The organism is Pseudomonas sp. MD195_PC81_125, from assembly GCF_014060985.1.
Classification (GTDB): Bacteria; Pseudomonadota; Gammaproteobacteria; order Pseudomonadales; family Pseudomonadaceae; genus Aquipseudomonas; species Aquipseudomonas parakoreensis.
The window spans coordinates 1-16,431 of record NZ_JABULD010000472.1; the positions used below are offsets into that span (position 1 = coordinate 1).

At 62.1% G+C, this 16,431-nt stretch carries 12 protein-coding genes and 3 pseudogenes; 1 reads left to right on the forward strand and 14 read right to left on the reverse strand.

The window, feature by feature from the left end; genetic code table 11:
• Positions 1–76 precede the first annotated feature (76 nt).
• The 14 genes and pseudogenes from urtA to cbiE all read right to left on the reverse strand — a co-directional run bounded on the left by urtA (position 77) and on the right by cbiE (position 15,607).
• Positions 77–1,342, reverse strand: a complete 1,266-nt coding sequence (gene urtA, locus HT737_RS18845) for an urea ABC transporter substrate-binding protein (RefSeq protein ID WP_027613564.1) — start codon at positions 1,340–1,342, stop codon at positions 77–79.
• Positions 1,343–1,658: 316 nt separating this feature from the next.
• Complete coding sequence (locus HT737_RS18850) at positions 1,659–2,669, reverse strand: iron ABC transporter permease (RefSeq protein WP_182403634.1); 1,011 nt, start codon at positions 2,667–2,669, stop codon at positions 1,659–1,661.
• Positions 2,666–3,614 (reverse strand): annotated as a pseudogene (locus HT737_RS18855) (ABC transporter substrate-binding protein). Before HT737_RS18855 ends, HT737_RS18850 begins: the two are co-directional and overlap by 4 nt.
• The gene (locus tag HT737_RS18860; RefSeq protein WP_182403636.1) at positions 3,611–4,399 is read right to left on the reverse strand and encodes an ABC transporter ATP-binding protein; all 789 of its coding nucleotides are present in this window, start codon (positions 4,397–4,399) and stop codon (positions 3,611–3,613) included. Before HT737_RS18860 ends, HT737_RS18855 begins: the two are co-directional and overlap by 4 nt.
• A 172-nt stretch (positions 4,400–4,571) precedes the next feature.
• On the reverse strand, positions 4,572–6,695 hold the full coding sequence (locus tag HT737_RS18865) for a TonB-dependent siderophore receptor (protein ID WP_182403638.1): 2,124 nt from the start codon (positions 6,693–6,695) through the stop codon (positions 4,572–4,574).
• Between the two features lie 150 nt (positions 6,696–6,845).
• Positions 6,846–8,225: a PepSY domain-containing protein gene (locus tag HT737_RS18870; protein WP_182403640.1), complete on the reverse strand. Its 1,380-nt coding sequence runs from the start codon at positions 8,223–8,225 to the stop codon at positions 6,846–6,848.
• A 117-nt stretch (positions 8,226–8,342) separates the two neighbouring features.
• A complete protein-coding gene (locus HT737_RS18875) occupies positions 8,343–10,463 on the reverse strand; it encodes a TonB-dependent copper receptor (protein WP_182403642.1) in 2,121 nt (706 codons plus the stop codon).
• 85 nt (positions 10,464–10,548) lie between these two features.
• Positions 10,549–10,989 (reverse strand): DUF2946 domain-containing protein, encoded by a 441-nt coding sequence (locus tag HT737_RS18880; RefSeq protein WP_182403644.1) that lies wholly within the window; start codon positions 10,987–10,989, stop codon positions 10,549–10,551.
• Between the two features lie 21 nt (positions 10,990–11,010).
• Positions 11,011–11,487 carry a copper chaperone PCu(A)C gene (locus tag HT737_RS18885; protein WP_047291039.1) on the reverse strand — a complete coding sequence of 159 codons (477 nt, stop codon included), beginning with the start codon at positions 11,485–11,487 and terminating at the stop codon, positions 11,011–11,013.
• Positions 11,488–11,535: 48 nt separating this feature from the next.
• On the reverse strand, positions 11,536–11,934 hold the full coding sequence (locus HT737_RS18890; protein WP_182403646.1) for a DUF2946 domain-containing protein: 399 nt from the start codon (positions 11,932–11,934) through the stop codon (positions 11,536–11,538).
• A 98-nt stretch (positions 11,935–12,032) separates the two neighbouring features.
• Entirely contained in the window at positions 12,033–12,323 is a 291-nt protein-coding gene (locus HT737_RS18895; RefSeq protein WP_003221244.1) for an addiction module antidote protein, read from the reverse strand.
• 255 nt (positions 12,324–12,578) lie between these two features.
• Positions 12,579–13,308: pseudogene (locus HT737_RS18900) on the reverse strand (cobalt-precorrin-6A reductase).
• A pseudogene (locus HT737_RS18905) lies at positions 13,305–14,403 on the reverse strand (cobalt-precorrin-5B (C(1))-methyltransferase). Before HT737_RS18905 ends, HT737_RS18900 begins: the two co-directional pseudogenes overlap by 4 nt.
• Positions 14,396–15,607 carry a precorrin-6y C5,15-methyltransferase (decarboxylating) subunit CbiE gene (cbiE, locus tag HT737_RS18910; protein ID WP_182403648.1) on the reverse strand — a complete coding sequence of 404 codons (1,212 nt, stop codon included), beginning with the start codon at positions 15,605–15,607 and terminating at the stop codon, positions 14,396–14,398. The pseudogene HT737_RS18905 and the gene cbiE overlap by 8 nt, the downstream one beginning before the upstream one ends.
• 229 nt (positions 15,608–15,836) lie before the next feature.
• Here cbiE and HT737_RS18915 point away from each other — a divergent pair.
• The coding region (locus HT737_RS18915) for a hypothetical protein (protein ID WP_182403650.1) at positions 15,837–16,431 on the forward strand (595 nt) is incomplete at its 3' end.

The following is a 16,431-nucleotide window of genomic DNA, read 5'->3' on the forward strand; positions in this document are numbered from 1 at the left end:
GCCATTGCTGGCAAGCCAGCTCCCACAGGGAATTGTGTCGGGCCGGACGATTTCGTCAGGCCCGACACCCAATGGCTCAGTTGCTCTTCACCGCATAATCCGGTTTCTTGTCGTTGCCATCGATAAACGGACTCCATGGCTGAGCGCGGATCGGGCCTTCGGTCTGCCACACGACGTTGAACTGACCATCGTTCTGGATCTCGCCGATCATCACTGGCTTGTGCAGGTGGTGATTGGTCTTGTCCATGGTCAGGGTGTAACCGGACGGCGCGGCGAAGGTCTGGCCGGCCAGTGCTTCGCGGACTTTGTCGACGTCGGTGGACTTGGCTTTCTCCGCCGCTTGCGCCCACATGTGGATGCCGACGTAGGTGGCTTCCATCGGGTCGTTGGTCACCGCTTTGTCCGCGCCCGGCAGGTTGTGTTTCTTCGCGTAAGCCTTCCAGTCAGCGACGAACTTCTTGTTCACCGGGTTCTCCACGGACTCGAAGTAGTTCCACGCCGCGAGGTTGCCCACCAGCGGTTTGGTGTCGATGCCGCGCAGTTCTTCTTCACCCACGGAGAACGCCACCACCGGTACGTCGGTCGCCTTCAGCCCCTGGTTGGCCAGCTCTTTGTAGAACGGCACGTTGGAGTCACCGTTGACCGTCGAGATCACAGCGGTCTTGCCGCCGGCGGAGAACTTCTTGATGTTGGCGACGATGGTTTGATAGTCGCTGTGACCGAACGGGGTGTAGACCTCTTCGATGTCCTTGTCGGCCACGCCTTTGGAGTGCAGGAACGAGCGCAGGATCTTGTTGGTGGTGCGCGGGTAGACGTAGTCGGTGCCGAGCAGGAAGAAACGCTTGGCGCTGCCACCTTCTTCGCTCATCAGGTATTCAACGGCCGGGATCGCTTGCTGGTTCGGCGCAGCGCCGGTGTAAAACACGTTCGGCGACATCTCTTCGCCTTCGTATTGCACCGGGTAGAACAGCAGGCCGTTGAGTTCTTCGAACACCGGCAGCACCGATTTGCGCGACACCGAGGTCCAGCAGCCGAACACCACCGCGACCTTGTCCTGGGTCAGCAACTGCCGGCCTTTCTCGGCGAACAGCGGCCAGTTCGATGCCGGGTCGACCACCACCGGTTCGAGCATCTTGCCGTTCACCCCGCCCTTGGCGTTGATCTCGTCGATGGTCATCAGCGCCATGTCCTTGAGCGACGTTTCGGAAATCGCCATGGTCCCGGACAACGAATGCAGAATCCCCACCTTGATGGTCTCGGCGGCCTGGACAGTCCAGGTCATGCCCATCGCGGCAATGGATGCCGTGAGTGTGAAAGCCTTGATCAAACTGCGACGCTTCATTGTGCGATCTCCATGAACGTTAAAGTTTTTTATGGTTGGCAGATGCGGACGACTGAAGGGTGTTTTGCAAGGGCTGTGCCCGGTCGGGATCGGACAGGAAAATGTCGGTTTAGAGCGGTCGCGCGTGGGTGGGGTGCACCATGAGGGGACGCGGAGAGAGCGTTGGTGCAGGCGGCCGCGCCAGATTGGGGCGCCCACAATTCCTGTAGGAGCTGCCGAAGGCTGCGATCTTTTTGACTTTGATTTTCAATGATCAAAAGCAAGATCAAGAGATCGCAGCCTGCGGCAGCTCCTACAGTTTTTGATCGGTGTTGGATCAGCGGCGGCGCATCAGGCCGATGAAGAACAGGCCGCCGATGGCCGCGGTGGCAACGCCGATGGGCAAGTCTTCCGGCGCGATCAGGGTTCGCGCGGCCACATCGACCCACACCAGAAACAGGCTGCCGAGCAGTACGCAGGCCGGCAGCAGACGGCGATGTTCGGCACCCACCAGACGGCGGGCAATGTGCGGCACCATCAGTCCGACAAAGCCGATCGAGCCACTGATCGACACCAGCACCCCGGTCATCAACGAGGCGATCACAAACACCCGCAAACGCACCGCCCGAGCGTTCAGACCGAGGGTCACGGCGGTCTGCTCGCCAGCCATCAGTGCATTCAACGGGCGGGCCATGCCCAGCAGCAGGCCGAGGCCGAGCAATACGCTCAGCGCGGGTATCGTCAGCAGCTCCCAGCGCGCCAGGCCGAGGCCGCCGAGCATCCAGAACATCACCGCCGAACTGGCGCGATGGTCGCCCATGAACAACAGCAGGTTGGCGATCGCCATCATCACGAACGACACCGCCACGCCGCACAGCAGCAAGCGGTCGCTGTCGAGTCGACCCTGCCGGTTGGCGATGCCCAATACCAGAAACATGCTCAGCAATGCACCGATGAAGGCGGCAATCGGCAAGGTCAGCAAACCGACGATCTCTCCGATGTGCAGCACCACGATCACTGCGCCGAGGGTTGCGCCGGAGGTGACGCCGAGCAGGTGCGGATCGGCCAGAGGATTGCGCGTCACCGCTTGCAACACCGCGCCGATCAACGCCAGCCCGGCACCGACCAGCGCGCCGAGCAACATGCGCGGCACACGGATCAGCCAGACAATGTGTTCCTGCCCGGCGCTCCAGTTCACCTCGCCGAAACCGAAGGCCTTGTGCAGCAGAATCCGCCACACCACCTCCACCGGCACCCGCGCCGGACCAAAACCGAGCGAGACCACGCACGACACCAGCAACAGGGCGCCGAGGGCGGTGAGCAACAGGGCGTAGCGCCGGTCGATCATTCGCCGTGGAATCCTTTGGCCAGGGTTTCCACCGCCAGCACGTTATCGATCCCCGGTGTGGCCTGCACGTAAGGGATGACGATGAAACGCTGGTTCTTGATCGCGTCCACCGATTGCAGCGCCGGGTTGTTCAGCAGAAATTCGATCTTCTGCTCGGCAGTGATTTCGCTGTAGTCGACGATCACGATCACCTGCGGATTGCGCTCGACCACGGTCTCCCAGTTGACCCGGGTCCAGCTCGCTTCGACGTCATCGAGAATGTTGCGCCCACCCGCCGCGTCGATCAGCGCCTGCGGCATGCCGAGACGCCCGGAAGTCATGGCGCGGTCCTCGCCGCTGTCGTAGAGGAACACGCGCGGCTTGTCGGCGGGCAGGTCTTTGCGGATCTCGGCGACCTGATTCTGCATGTCGGCGATCAGTGCGTTGGCGCGATCCTGTACGTCGAAAATCTTCCCCAGATTGCGCAGGTCGTTGTAGGTGTCATCCAGCGTCGCCGCCGGGCGCTTCATCACGAAGGCGCAGGACTCGGTCAGCTCATACACGTTGATGCCCAGCGGTTGCAGGGTCTGCGGGGTGAGATCGCCGCCGACGCGCATGCCGTAATCCCAGCCGGCGAAAAAAGAAATCGACGTTGGCGTTGAGCAGGGTTTCCACCGACGGATATTTCGCGGCCAGCTCCGGCAAGCCGTCGAGCAGCGACTGCATCTGGGGCGTCACCGACTTCCAGCCGCTGACGCCGCTGTAACCGGCCATGCGCGATTTGAGGCCGAGGGCGAGCATCATCTGGGTCATGTTGATGTCGTGGCTGACCGCGTGCTGCGGCGCTTCATTGAAGGTCACTTCGCGGTTGCAGCTGGGGACGGTCAGCGGGTACTTCGTGGCTTCGGCCAAGGCCTGGGCACTGCACAACAAAAAAGCGACGCAAAGCAGGGAACGCACGGTCATGGTCGGGTTATCCAGGTGATTCGCGGGTAGCCGTGGAGGGGATGGGAGTCGATCAACGCCTCGACGCCGAATACGTCGCGCAGCAGCTCGGTGGTCAGTACTTCTGGCGGCGTGCCGCTGGCGACGATCCGGCCGTGGTTGATCACGTACAGTCGGTCACAGAACGCGGCGGCCAGGTTCAGGTCGTGGATGCTGGCGAGGGTGCCGATCTGCAGACGTTTGACCAGCTGCAGCAGTTCGAGCTGATAACGCGGGTCGAGGTGGTTGGTCGGTTCGTCGAGGATCAACAGTTGCGGTTGCTGGGTCAGGGCGCGGGCAAGGATCACCCGCTGCTTCTCACCGCCGGACAGCGTGGCGAACGCATGGTCTTCGAAGCCGTCGAGGCCGACGGATTTGAGCGCTTGCGTCGCCAGATTGCGATCTTCCAGCGTGTCGCCATCGAACAGGTCTTTGTGCGGCGTGCGGCCCATGGCGACCACTTCTTCGACGGTCAGGCCAAAAGCATCGGGGAATTCCTGCAGAACCACGGCGATGCGTTTCGCGCACCAGCGCGAGGATTGCTTCCACACGTTGTGGTGATCGAGTCTGACCTCGCCGCTTTCCGGCTGACTGAAGCGATAGGCGCAGCGCAGCAGGCTGGTCTTGCCGCTGCCGTTGGGGCCGATCAGCCCGACAAACTCACCGGCGGCCACCTGCAACGAGGCATCACGCAGCTGGAACTGGTGATGGCAGTGGCCGTGGCCCAGGGGTGTCCAGGCAAGGTTGGCGAGATTTAGCGAGGTCATCAAATTCCTGAATTCATTACATCATTTGTGGTGAGGGGATTTATCCCCGATGGACCGCGCAGCGGTCCCAAAACCTGTAATCACGATTTGTCAGAAGACTGTATTCATCGGATTGCGACGGCTTCGCCGCCGATCGGGGATAAATCCCCTCACCACAGGAATGTTTGAGCTTTTAAAAGGTGTAATCCGCCGTGACGAAGAACGACCTCGGCTCGCCGAGGATCCATTGCTGGCCGTCATTGTATTGGCTTTGTGCGTACCGGCGGTCAAACAGATTGTTCAGCTGCAGGCCCAGCGTGGTGTTGCGCAAGGCTTGCCACGCCAGCGTCGCATCGACCACGGTGTAACTCGGCAGCTCGTTGCGGTTGGCCATGTCGGCGTAGCGCGCGTCGACATAACGCACGCCGGCGCCAGCCTTCAGATCATCACTGAGGTTTTTGTTCAGCCACAGATTGGCAGTTCGACGCGGTACATCCACCGGGCGATTACCGTTGTACGACAGCGCCTGTCCGTTGACCACTTCGGAGAAATCATCGTACTTGGCCTTCACAATCGCCGCGTTGGCCTGCAGTTGCCAGGCGTGCGGCAGTTGCAGGTCGAGGCTGGCTTCAAGACCGTTGGACGATTGCTGACCGACCTGCTGCTTGAGCGTCGGGTTGCCCGGATCGTCGGTCAGCAGCTTCTTTTTGACGATGCGATAGGCCGCCAGGGTGAACTCGCCGCGTTGATCCCAGAACAACTGCTTCAGGCCGACCTCGGTCTGGCGTGCAGTCGACAGGTCGTATTGCTGCTGACTCGGGCTCAGGGATATCAGGCCGCCAATGCCGTCGGTGCTGGTCGCGACCTGAGCGTAAAACGAAGTCTCGGGCGTCAGGGCAAACACCAGTCCAGCCTTCCAGTTATTGCCGGTCAGGGTCTTGTCGCTCTGGCTGTCGTCGACCAGGTTGTTGCGATCCACCTGTACGTAGTCACGGCGCACGCCGGTCACCAGCGACCAGCGCTCGCTGAGTTGCGTGCGGTTTTCGCCGAACACTGACATCTGTTTGGTGGTGCTGTCGAACTGGTCGCGGTACGGATTGGCGCTTTCGAAATAGCCCGGCTGCGGGTGATACAGATCCAAGGGCTGACCGTTGGGCAACACGTCGTTGAACGGCGAGTTGCTGTTGAGCTGGAAGCGGATGCGGTTGTAATCGACGCCAGTCACGGTCTGGCTGTCGAGGCCAAACAGCGAGTGCTTGAAGGTGAAGGTCTGGCGGTCGCCGACCTGTTCCTGCTGGTGGCCGATGCCGAAGTAGCCGCTGCGGCTGAGCTGTTGCGTGGCGGTGTCGAAGTTGTAGTTCTCGGCGTTCTGCCAGCGGCGCCGGGCCTTGAGGTAGTACAGCTCGTTGCTGGCACTGACGGCGTTGTTGATCTGCCAATCGGTGGTCAGGCGCGTCCACTGATCGTTGTAGTGCTGCTGGTCGTCGCGCACGTTGTAGTTCTTGTAGCGCAGGCTGTCTTTCAATTGGCCGTTGATCAACGGCGTGCCGAAGTCGTTCTGCGGGCGCTGATCGCCGTAATCGTGGGCGAGGGTGAAGGCCAGGTCGTCGGCGGCCTGCCAGCGCAGCGCGGCACTGATGAAGTCGCCGGAGGAATCACCGCGATCGACCCAGCCGTTGCTGCGCAGACGATTGAGATTGAGGCGATAGCTCAGTGTGTCGCTCAGCGAGCCGCCGCTGTCGAACGCCTGCTGCTGACGGTCGTAGGAGCCATAGCCGAGGCGCAAGTGGTTTTCGATGTCGCCCTCGAACGGTTTCTTCGCAATCACGTTGACCACCGCACCGGTCGCGCCTTCGCCGTACAGCACCGAGGCCGGGCCGCGCAGCACGTCGACGCGCTGCACCGACCAGGTGTCGACCGGAAAGGTCACGGTGCCCATGCCGGTGTACATGCGGTTGCCGTCATACAGCTGCATCACCGAACTCTGCCCGGTAAAGCCGCGTGCCTGCAACGAGGTGCCGCCATCGCCCGGAGTGCCGGTGCGGCTGATGCCGGTGCTGCGCGACACGGCGCCCTGCACGCTGCGATCGCCACGGGCGCGCACCTGCTCGCCGCTAAGGCTTTCGACGCTGGCCGGGGTCTCCATGGCCGTCAGGTTCATGCGCGAACCGGCGGAGGTCGGCGTGGTCAGGCTGACGTTTTCGTCATCCATGGCCGGAGCGCTGATGGTGCCGGTGGGCAGCGTCAGCGGCTGGCTGTCGGCGTTGGCGTTGTTCAGGGCGAACAGGCAGAGGCTGGACAAGAGGTACTTGTTCATCGGGGCGGTGAATCACTTCTTCAAAAGAAAGCCCGCCACTTTTGATCGCGGGCAGAGCGGCATATTTGCGTTATACAGTAACACTAAAATCTGCCGGAGTTTAAACCCCGGCAGTTTAAAGATCTGTCTGAAACGCGCATCTCGCCTGCTTCACGTTGAAGTTGAGGCGGATTCAGCTTGGCGGCCCAGACGCGACAACAGCAGGCGATCCAGCAGCCAGACCAGCACCAGCGAAGCGCCCACCAGCGGAAAGATCACGGCCAGCACCAGCATGATCGTCACGCCGGTTTTCCATTTCGGCAGGTCATGGCGCAGCGGCGGCACGCCGAACTTGCCTTGCGGGCGACGCTTCCACCAGATCACCACACCGCTGACGGCGCTGAGCAGAATCATCAGGCAGATCAGCAGCACGACGATCTGATTGAAAGTGCCGAACATCTTGCCCTCATGCAGCATCACACCGATTTCCGTGGCCCGTGCCACCGCGCCGTACTGCTCGAAACGCACATCGGCGAGGACCTTGCCGGTGTACTGATCGACATGCAGGGTCGCATCGTTACGCGGGTCGTCGGCGAACACGGCAATGGTGAATACCCCGGTCGCGGTGGTCGGCAGAGTGATGCTGTAGCCGGGTTCGACCTTGCGCTCAATGGCGATGTTCTGCACGTCTTGCAGGCTGATCGCGGGCGCTGCGGGACCGTGTTGCATGCCGCCGTGGGCCATGTGCTCGGCGTGGTCGCCGGACATCGGCATCGGCGTGTTTTCCATCGCCCATGGCACGGTCTGGCGCGCGGCGTTGTTGAGACTGCCGGCCTCGATGTCGGAGGTCGGCACGTTGTTCCACATCGCGGCCGGGAACACGTTCCAGACCTGGGCATATTGCTTGCCCCAGAAGCCGGTCCAGGTCATGCCGCTGAGCAGCATCACCAGCAACAGTGCGGCGCCCCAGAACCCGGTGACGGCGTGCAGATCACGCCACAACACCCGACCGCGACTGTTCAGCCGTGGCCACAGAATCCCGGCGGCCTGCCCGCGCGGCCACCACAGGAACACCCCGGACACCACCAACACCACACCCCAACCGGCGGCGAGTTCGATCAAGCGGTCACCCACGGTGCCGATCATCAACTCGCCGTGAATGGCGCGGGCGATGGCTTGCAGATTCTGCTTGGCATCCTGCTCGCCGAGGATGTCACCGTGGTACGGATCGATGAACACGTTGAGTTCGCGATCTGCATGCTTGACGACAAACTGAGCGCTGCGTTCGGCGTTGGCCGGTGGCAGGTATTGGGTGATCTGACCTTGTGGATAAGCGCTCTTGACCCGTTGCAGCAGGTCATCGGCCGGCACCGTGTGATGCCCGGCCGGAACCTTGAGCAGGCTGCTGTACATCAGTGAGTCGAGTTGCGGTTTGAACAGGTAGACGATGCCGGTCAGGGCCAGCATCACCATGAACGGCGCGACGAATAATCCGGCATAGAAATGCCAGCGCCAGGCCAGGTTGTAGAAATTCGGTTTGGGCTTTTGCATCACGTTTGCTCCGCTTGGCGAATCATTTTTTTAGATCAAAAGATCGCAGCCTTCGGCAGCTCCTACAGGATCTACGCGCTCCCCTGCAGGAGCCTGCGATCTTTTGATTTTTTCTTGTCAGAAACTCATGTCGACCTTGGTCCAGAGCGTGCGCCCCGGCTCGTTGATCGCTTGCGGGTCGTTGGCCGGGTAGCCGAAACCGGCGTTACCGGCCAGGTTCAGGTGCTCGGCGTAAGCCTTGCCGAACAGGTTGTCGACGCCGGTGCTGACCTTCCAGTTCTTGTTGATCCGGTAGGCGCCGTTGAGCGAGAACACGCCAAAGCCGCCGCTCTTGTCGTAGTCCTTGCCGACCACGTTGCCTTTGTTCTGGTCGATGCGGTTTTGCGCCGCGACCACGCGCCACAGCGCCCCGGCGCTCCAGTGGTCTTCGCTGTAGGTCAGGCCGAAGCGGGCATCCAGTGGCGGCATTTGCGGCAGGGCCTTGCCATCGCTGCTGTTCTTGCCCCAGGCGTACGCCAGGGTCGCGTCGGCTTTCCAGTTATCGGTGAGTTTGTAGGCGGCGCCGAGTTCGCCACCCATGATCCGTGCGTCGATGTTTTCCGCGCGCGAAGTGCTCATGCCCATCATCGTTGGCGTGTAGTCGAACAGGATGTAGTCGCGCACCACACCGACGTAGCCCGAGGCCCAGGCTTCGAGTTCGGTGGTCTTGTAGTTCACGCCAAAGTCGAACTGGGTGGTCTTTTCCGGTTTGATCGAGTCGAACGCATTCAGTGAACCGGCCGGGCCGGACTTCGGTGAAAACAGCTCCCAGTAATCCGGGAAGCGCTGCGCGTGACCGAGGCCGGCGTACAGCGTGGCCGGTGTGTCGGCCAGGTCATGCTCGTAGCGCACGAAGCCGCTGGGCAGTGTGTCGGCGCGGGTGTCGTCGGCGGTCGGATTTGGCCGGCTCATCATTCCCGAACCAATGCTCTGCCGGTAATCCTTGGCCGAGGCGCGGTCGATTCGGGCGCCGGTGATCAGCCGGTCCCGGTCGGCGGCGTACCAGGTCATTTCGCTGAACACGCCGTAGTTATGGAAATCGGCGTCCTTGGTGTACGGCTGATTTTTGTAGGTGTCGATGCCCATGCCGCTGCGTTGACGGTGTTCGTTGGTCTGCGCATCGAGGCCGGTGATCAGCTGGATGTCGGCCCAGCGCCAGGTCGCTTTGATCCGCGCGCCGAGGGTGCGACGGTCGACGTTGGAGGCCATGGGCCCGGCCATCATCCCGGTGCCGGACGGCGTGCGCAGGGTGTAGTTGTCCATCACGTGGTCGGCGTAGTTGTAATAGACCTGGGCTTCGAGTTTCTCCAGCACGTCAGTGATGTTGGATTTTTCGAAGCGCAGGCCGAGGCTTTCGCGCAGGAACTGCGAACCGTCCATGCCGCGTCCGGCGTAGCGCGCTTCGCCATCGCCCTTGCCGGCGGTGAGTTCGATCAGGGTGTCGGCGTCCGGGGTCCAGCCGACGGCGATGTCACCGTTCCACTTGTCGTAGCGCGACGGCACGCTGTCGTTGTTGCCATCGCGATAGTCGTCGGAATGCGCGGTGTTGCCGATCACCCGCACGTAGCCCAATGGCCCGCCGGCAGCGGCGTCGACGACCTTGTCGAAGCGCCCGTTGGAGCCGGCCAGCACGCTGGCATTCACCCGTGTGCCGAGTTCGCCGAAGCTTTCCGGCTCACGGTCGAAGAGGATCGTGCCCGCCGATGCCCCCGGGCCCCAAAGTACGGTTTGCGGGCCTTTGATCACCGTGAGCTTGTCGTAGGTTTCCGGCGAGATGTACGAGGTCGGTGCGTCCATCCGCCCCGGGCAGGCGCCGAGCAGCATGCTGCCGTTGGTGAGAATGTTCAGCCGCGAACCGAACATGCCGCGCAGCACCGGGTCGCCATTGGTGCCGCCATTGCGCACCAGGGCGAAGCCGGGAATGGTCTTCAGGTAATCGCCGCCATCGCTGGCCGGCACCGGTTGGCGCGGGTCCTTGGGGTTGGTGACGATGGTCAGCGGTGAACTCGGGGCGATGGCGGTGATCACCGTCGGGCTCAGTTCATCAACGTGACCGGCGTGGTCATCGGCCAGCACCAGCGGGGACAGCAGGACGCCGCAAAGGGCGGCGGTGGCGTGCGAGAAACGAATGCGTGATGCGTTCAGCGCGAAGGACGCCTGGGCAGAACCCGGGCGTGGAACAGCAGAAAACCTGGACATGACAATTTCCATCAAACAGTCGTAAACGACACGGCCGGCAGCCTGAAGCTGTCTTCTCGACCGTGTGCAATCAAAGGTGCGGTGTTTACGCGGCGATGGGCGGGGCGCGGGTGCGGGCGCCAGGGAAGAAGTTCTGTCGGGCATGGCCCAGACGCGGGGAGGATGGGACGAAGGTGTTGACTTGGGCGATGCTGAATGTGGCGAACGTGCCGCCACCGGTCAGCGCCGGGCAGTTGAACAGCAGGCTGCAATAACCACACTTTTCCCACAGGGCGTGGTGCGAGGATTGCGGCGGACAGTGTTCGGCAGCCGGTTGTGCGCCGTGCGCGGCGTGATCCATACCCGGCATGGCCATGTCCATGCTCATCGGCATGGAACTCGAGGCGTGCTGATCCATCGGCATCGACTGAGAAATCAGCGGGCCGATGAAGATCATCAACATGGCGAACAGGGCGATCCAGCTACCGCGGGTCAGAGCCTGGCTCTGGCGATGCTTGCTGGACGCCCCGGCGCGTTGCGGGCGCACGGGCGTGGTCAGCCGGATCGGTTACTGGGCGTGATCGTGTGCCTTGGTTTCCGGCGGTTTCTTCTGCACCGCGACTTCGACGGTAACGTTGCCGGCCTTCTCGAAATGCAGGGTCAGCGGGAAGCGTTTGCCGTCGCTGAGCAGGCTGCGGTCTTTCGGATTGAGCAGCATCACGTGATAGGCCATCGGCGCGAACGTCACTTTGCCGCCGGCCGGAATCACCACGTTGGGCACTTGCTGCATTTTCATCAGATCGCCCTGCATCACATGCTCGTGCAACTGAGCCTTGTCAGTGATCGGCGAGTCGACGCTGAGCAGGCGATCGTCGGCCTTGCCGGGATTGCTGATCACAAAGTAAGCGGCAACCGTCGGCGCGTTGGGCGGCAGCTCCTGCGACCACGGGTGCGCGATTTCCAACTCGCCGGCCTTGTATTCGTGGGCATGGGCGAAGCACGCCGGCAGCAACAGCGCAGCGATGACGAAGAGTTTGTTCAACATGGCAGTTCTCCAGAACGATTTGATACGCAGGTCAATTGCGAGAACAAATCAAACCAGAGGCGAGGCGCGCGGATTAAGGCTCGGCCATTGCTGGCGCGGTGTCGGTGTTTGCAACGAGGGCGGGGCCACGCTGCGATTGCTTTCGAAGCGGGCAAAATACAGCTGCGGCGCATGCCCCGGCAACGCTACCAGCGGCGCTGAACCCGAGCAGCACCAGCAATGCTGCATGTTGGCATGGCTGTCGTTGGACGGGGCTTTCTGCTCCGGGGTGCCGATGTTGATCGCCACCATTTTCGTCCCGCTGCCGGTGCAGAAACTGCTCCACAGCACCTGTTCGGCCGGTGAATTGGCCGCCTGCGCCAGCGCCCCGGTCATCGGCATGGCGAGCATGTTGAACAGCACTGCAAAGCAGGCGATCCAGGCAAATGCGAGCCGGTGTCGGTTCATGGGACAGATCCGTTGGGTGGGCGATCAGACGCGGGCTATTTAGCCTGATCAGGGCCGATAAGTAAAAAGGCGTCGTGCGGTTTGGTGTCGCAGATCAATCAAACCGCGACGGCGTGCAATCTCAAACCCAAAGCCTTCATGACCTTCATGATAGTTGCGAATTCTGGGTTACCAGTGCTGCTCAGCGCTTTATAGAGACTTTCACGACCCAGGCCAGCATCACGTGCCACCTGTGTCATGCCCTGAGCTCGGGCTATGTCATTCAGTGCTGCACGGATGAGCACGCCATCGCCTTCATCATCATCAAAGCAAGCGTCCAGATACGCCGCCATATCCTCAGGAGTTTTGAGGTATTCGGCGGCGTCGAAACGGGTGAATTTTTCGGTCATCGCAATGTTCACCTTTGGGCTCAAAAGCGGTGAGCATAAAACCGGGCATTTAATGCAGACAGTCAGTGGTTCTTTAAGTGGTTGTACGTAGCATCCGGTTTAGCTGTAGGGCGCTGGAGAGAGGATTACAGTACCGGCGCCTTCGCGAGCAAGCCCGCTCCCACAGGATCCGTGGCATACACAAACTATGCAGTCGGCGCGGACCACTGTGGGAGCGGGCTTGCCCGCGAAGGCGTATTCGAAATCTGCACCTGGCTAAAGCCGGGTGAAGGCGGCAAGGGCAGCGAAGACTTCAGACGTCGTCAGAAACTCCCGATCAACCCCCGGCAACACCGGCCGCTTCAACACAATCACCGGCACCCCCAACTCCCGCGCCACTTCCAGCTTGGGTTCGGTCGCGGTGCTGCCGCTGTTCTTGGCGATCAGGACATCGATCTGCCGGCGCTCGAACAGTGCGCGTTCGTCCTCAAGCAGAAATGGCCCACGGGCGCCGATCACTTCGCAGCGTTCGTTGCCGGGGTAGACGTCGAGCGCGCGCAGGGTCCAGAACTGGCTGGCAGGGATTTCATCGAGGTGTTGCAGCGGTTCGCGGCCGAGGGTGAACAGCGGGCGGCGGAACGGTTTGAGGGCTGCGGTCAGTTCGGCCCAGTCGCTGACTTCGCGCCAGTCATCGCCCGGTTGCGGCTGCCATGCGGGGGCGGCGCAAGGCCCAGCAAGGGATGCCGCTCAATTGCGCGGCGCGGGCGGCGTTGTGGCTGATTTGCGCGGCGTAGGGGTGGGTCGCGTCGAGCAGCAGGTCGATGCCTTCGTCGCGAATGAACTGCGCGAGCCCTTCGGCCTTGCCGTAGCCTCCGACGCGCACCTGGCAGGTCAGGTCGGTCGGCACCCGGCCCACGCCGGCCAGGCTGTAGATGTGTTCTGGCCCCAACGTACGGGCGATGGCCAGGGCTTCGGTGACGCCGCCCAGCAACAGAATGCGCTTCATGCAAAACCTCCGGCGTGGCCGACAATGCCGCCCTGGCGATCAATCGCAAACACCTCGACCTGAACCTTCGCCGGCACCACGCTGCGGGCGAAATTCAGCGCGTGGCGGCAGACCTCATCGCCGAGGGCAATGCCTGCCGCACTGGCCATCGCCAAGGCCTGCTGACTGGTATTCGCTTCACGAATACTCTGTTGCAACGCCTGATCGGCGCCAATCGCCGCCGCCCATTCGGCCAGTTGCGGCAGGTCGATGCTGGAATGGCGCGAGTGCAGATCCATGTGCCCGGCCGCCAGTTTGCTGATCTTGCCGAAGCCGCCGCACAGGCTGAGTTTATCCACAGGCACTTTGCGCAGATGCTTGAGCACCGCGCCGACAAAGTCGCCCATTTCGATCAAGGCGATTTCGGGCAGGTTGTAGACCCGGCGCATGGTGTCTTCGCTGGCGTTGCCGGTGCACGCGGCGATGTGCAGGTAACCATTGGTTTTCGCCACATCGATGCCTTGGTGGATCGAGGCGATGTACGCCGCACAGGAAAACGGCCGGACGATACCGCTGGTGCCGAGAATCGACAGCCCGCCGAGAATGCCCAGCCGTGGATTCATGGTTTTCAGCGCCAGCGCTTCGCCGCCCTCGACATTGACCGTGACCTCGAAGCCGCCGCCATAACCGCTTTCGGCGGCGAGCAGGCTCAAGTGATCGCTGATCATCTTGCGCGGCACCGGGTTGATTGCCGGCTCACCGACGCCGAGCACCAGCCCCGGCCGGGTCACGGTGCCGACACCTGTGCCCGCGACGAAGCGAATTCCCGGGTCGGCCAGCAGCCGCACGTGCGAATAGAGCAGCGCACCGTGGGTCACGTCGGGGGTCGTCGCCGGCGTCCTTGATCGTTCCGGCCTCGGCGCCGTCGGCGGTCAAACGGCAAAACTCCAGGCGCATCTGCACCTGCTTGCCCTTGGGCAGGACGATCTGCACCGCGTCCGCCGAGGTGCCGTCGAGCAGCAGGCGCGCGGCGGCAAGGCTGGTGGCGGTGGCGCAGCTGCCGGTGGTCAGGCCGCTACGCAGCGGCGCGGGTTGTTCGGCGGTTTCGTCACGCATCGAGGGGTTTGACCAGATCGAGCAAGGTGATCGGCAGCGCCTGCCGCCACGTGTCGAACTCACCCAGTGGCTGCGCCTGGGCAACGTGGATTCGGGTCAGTTCGCCGCCATGGCGTTCGCGCCAGTTCATCAGGGTGACTTCGCTTTGCAGGGTCACGGCGTTGGCCACCAGTCGACCACCGGGTTTGAGTTGATCCCAGCAGGTTGCAAACACGCCCTCACGGGTCACGCCGCCGCCGATGAAGATCGCGTCGGGGCGCTCCAGCCCGGCGAGCGCCTGCGGTGCGCGGCCCCGCACCAATTGCAGACCGGGTACGCCCAACGCGTCGCGGTTGTGTTCGATCAAGGCCTGTCGGCCTTCGTCCGCCTCGATGGCAATGGCACGGCAGCTGGGGTGCGCGCGCATCCATTCGATGCCGATCGAGCCGCAACCGCCGCCGACATCCCACAGCAGTTCGCCGGGGATCGGCGCAAGGCGGGCGAGGGTGATGGCGCGGACATCGCGTTTGGTCAGTTGCCCGTCGTGCTGGAATGCCGAGTCGGGCAGTCCGGCCAGACGCGACAGGCGCGGTGCGTGCGCATCGGCCAGGCATTCGATGGCGATCACATTCAGATCGGCAATCTCCGGGTCGTTCCAGTCATTGGCAGTGCCGTCGATACGCCGCTCGGCGTCGCCGCCCAGGTGTTCCAGAACACTCAGGCGACTGCCGCCAAATCCGCGCTCACGCAGCAACGCCGCGACCGCCGCCGGACTTTGCCGGTCATTGCTCAGCAGCAACAGGCGTACGCCGCTGAACAGTTGCGCATTGAGTGCCGCCAAAGGTCGCGCGACCAGCGACAGTGTCACTACATCCTGCAACGGCCAGCCGAGTCGGGCGGCGGCCAGCGAACAGGAGGATGGCGCCGGCAGGATCAGCATCTCGGCACTCGGCACGTGCCGCGCAAGGCTGGCGCCGACGCCGTAGAACATCGGATCACCACTGGCCAACACGCACACCGTTTCGCCGCGCTGCTCCAGCACCGGCGCGAGGGAAAACGGGCTTGGCCACAACGCGCGTTCACCGCGTATGCATACCGGCAGCAAGTCCAGTTGCCGCTGGCCGCCGATGATCCGCGAGGCGCCCATCAGGGCGCGCCGGGCATTTTTGCCCAGGCCCTTGAAGCCGTCTTCACCGATTCCCACAACCGTCAGCCAGGGTGTCATGCCGTTCCTTAAATCCAGGGTAGATCTTCAAGGGCGGCATGATAACGCGGCGGCCGGCATCTGACGCGGGTCTGTCGTCGCAGGGGGGCGAGAGCCGACCGGAAATGTGTTGTTGAGCAATATTGGTTTTTTCAACTGCTGTTTTTGTTAGTTTGCTTCAGGTCAGTTATTTAATAAGTCTGGCGCAATAGAACGATAAATAACCAATGCCAAGTTGGCAGGAGATGATATGGATATCAGTTCCAATACACGTTTAAGTCAGAATAACGCAGTGGCCGTTAACAATATGTTATTCACCGGCCTGGAAGGTCGGGCCGAGGCCGATAACAACTTTGTGAAGCACTGCATTTATCTCGCGCAGATCAAGGCGGACGGCGTTTATAACAGCAGTACTCAGCCTGCGCAGTGGTTCGATCATTTTGCCGGCATCCTCTGGTCGTTTGGCTGGAGTCTTGAGGAACAGCCAGTGGTGCTTGTGCAGACGGCGTTTTCCGGGAGTGTGCAGGAGGCATGGCGGCGATTGACTGCGCCGTTGCTCGCGCGTTCTCAACTGACCCAGGTTGAAGCGGGACTTGCAGCGCTGGAAAAAGATGCCGCATTGTTGAAGCAGTTTTCCGCGCTGAGTGGCAAAACCTTCAACTCGCATATTTTGCCGGTCAGTCAGAACACCCGTGACGAGCTGGTGGTGGTACTCAGCCATATCCGCTTTATCAAGTTGGTACTCAATACCAACTATCTGTTCTGGCAGGTTCATCAACCGATGTCACAACTGGACATTCGCGCCAGAAAGCTGCTGATCAAGCGCCGGGCCATGGATGCCAACC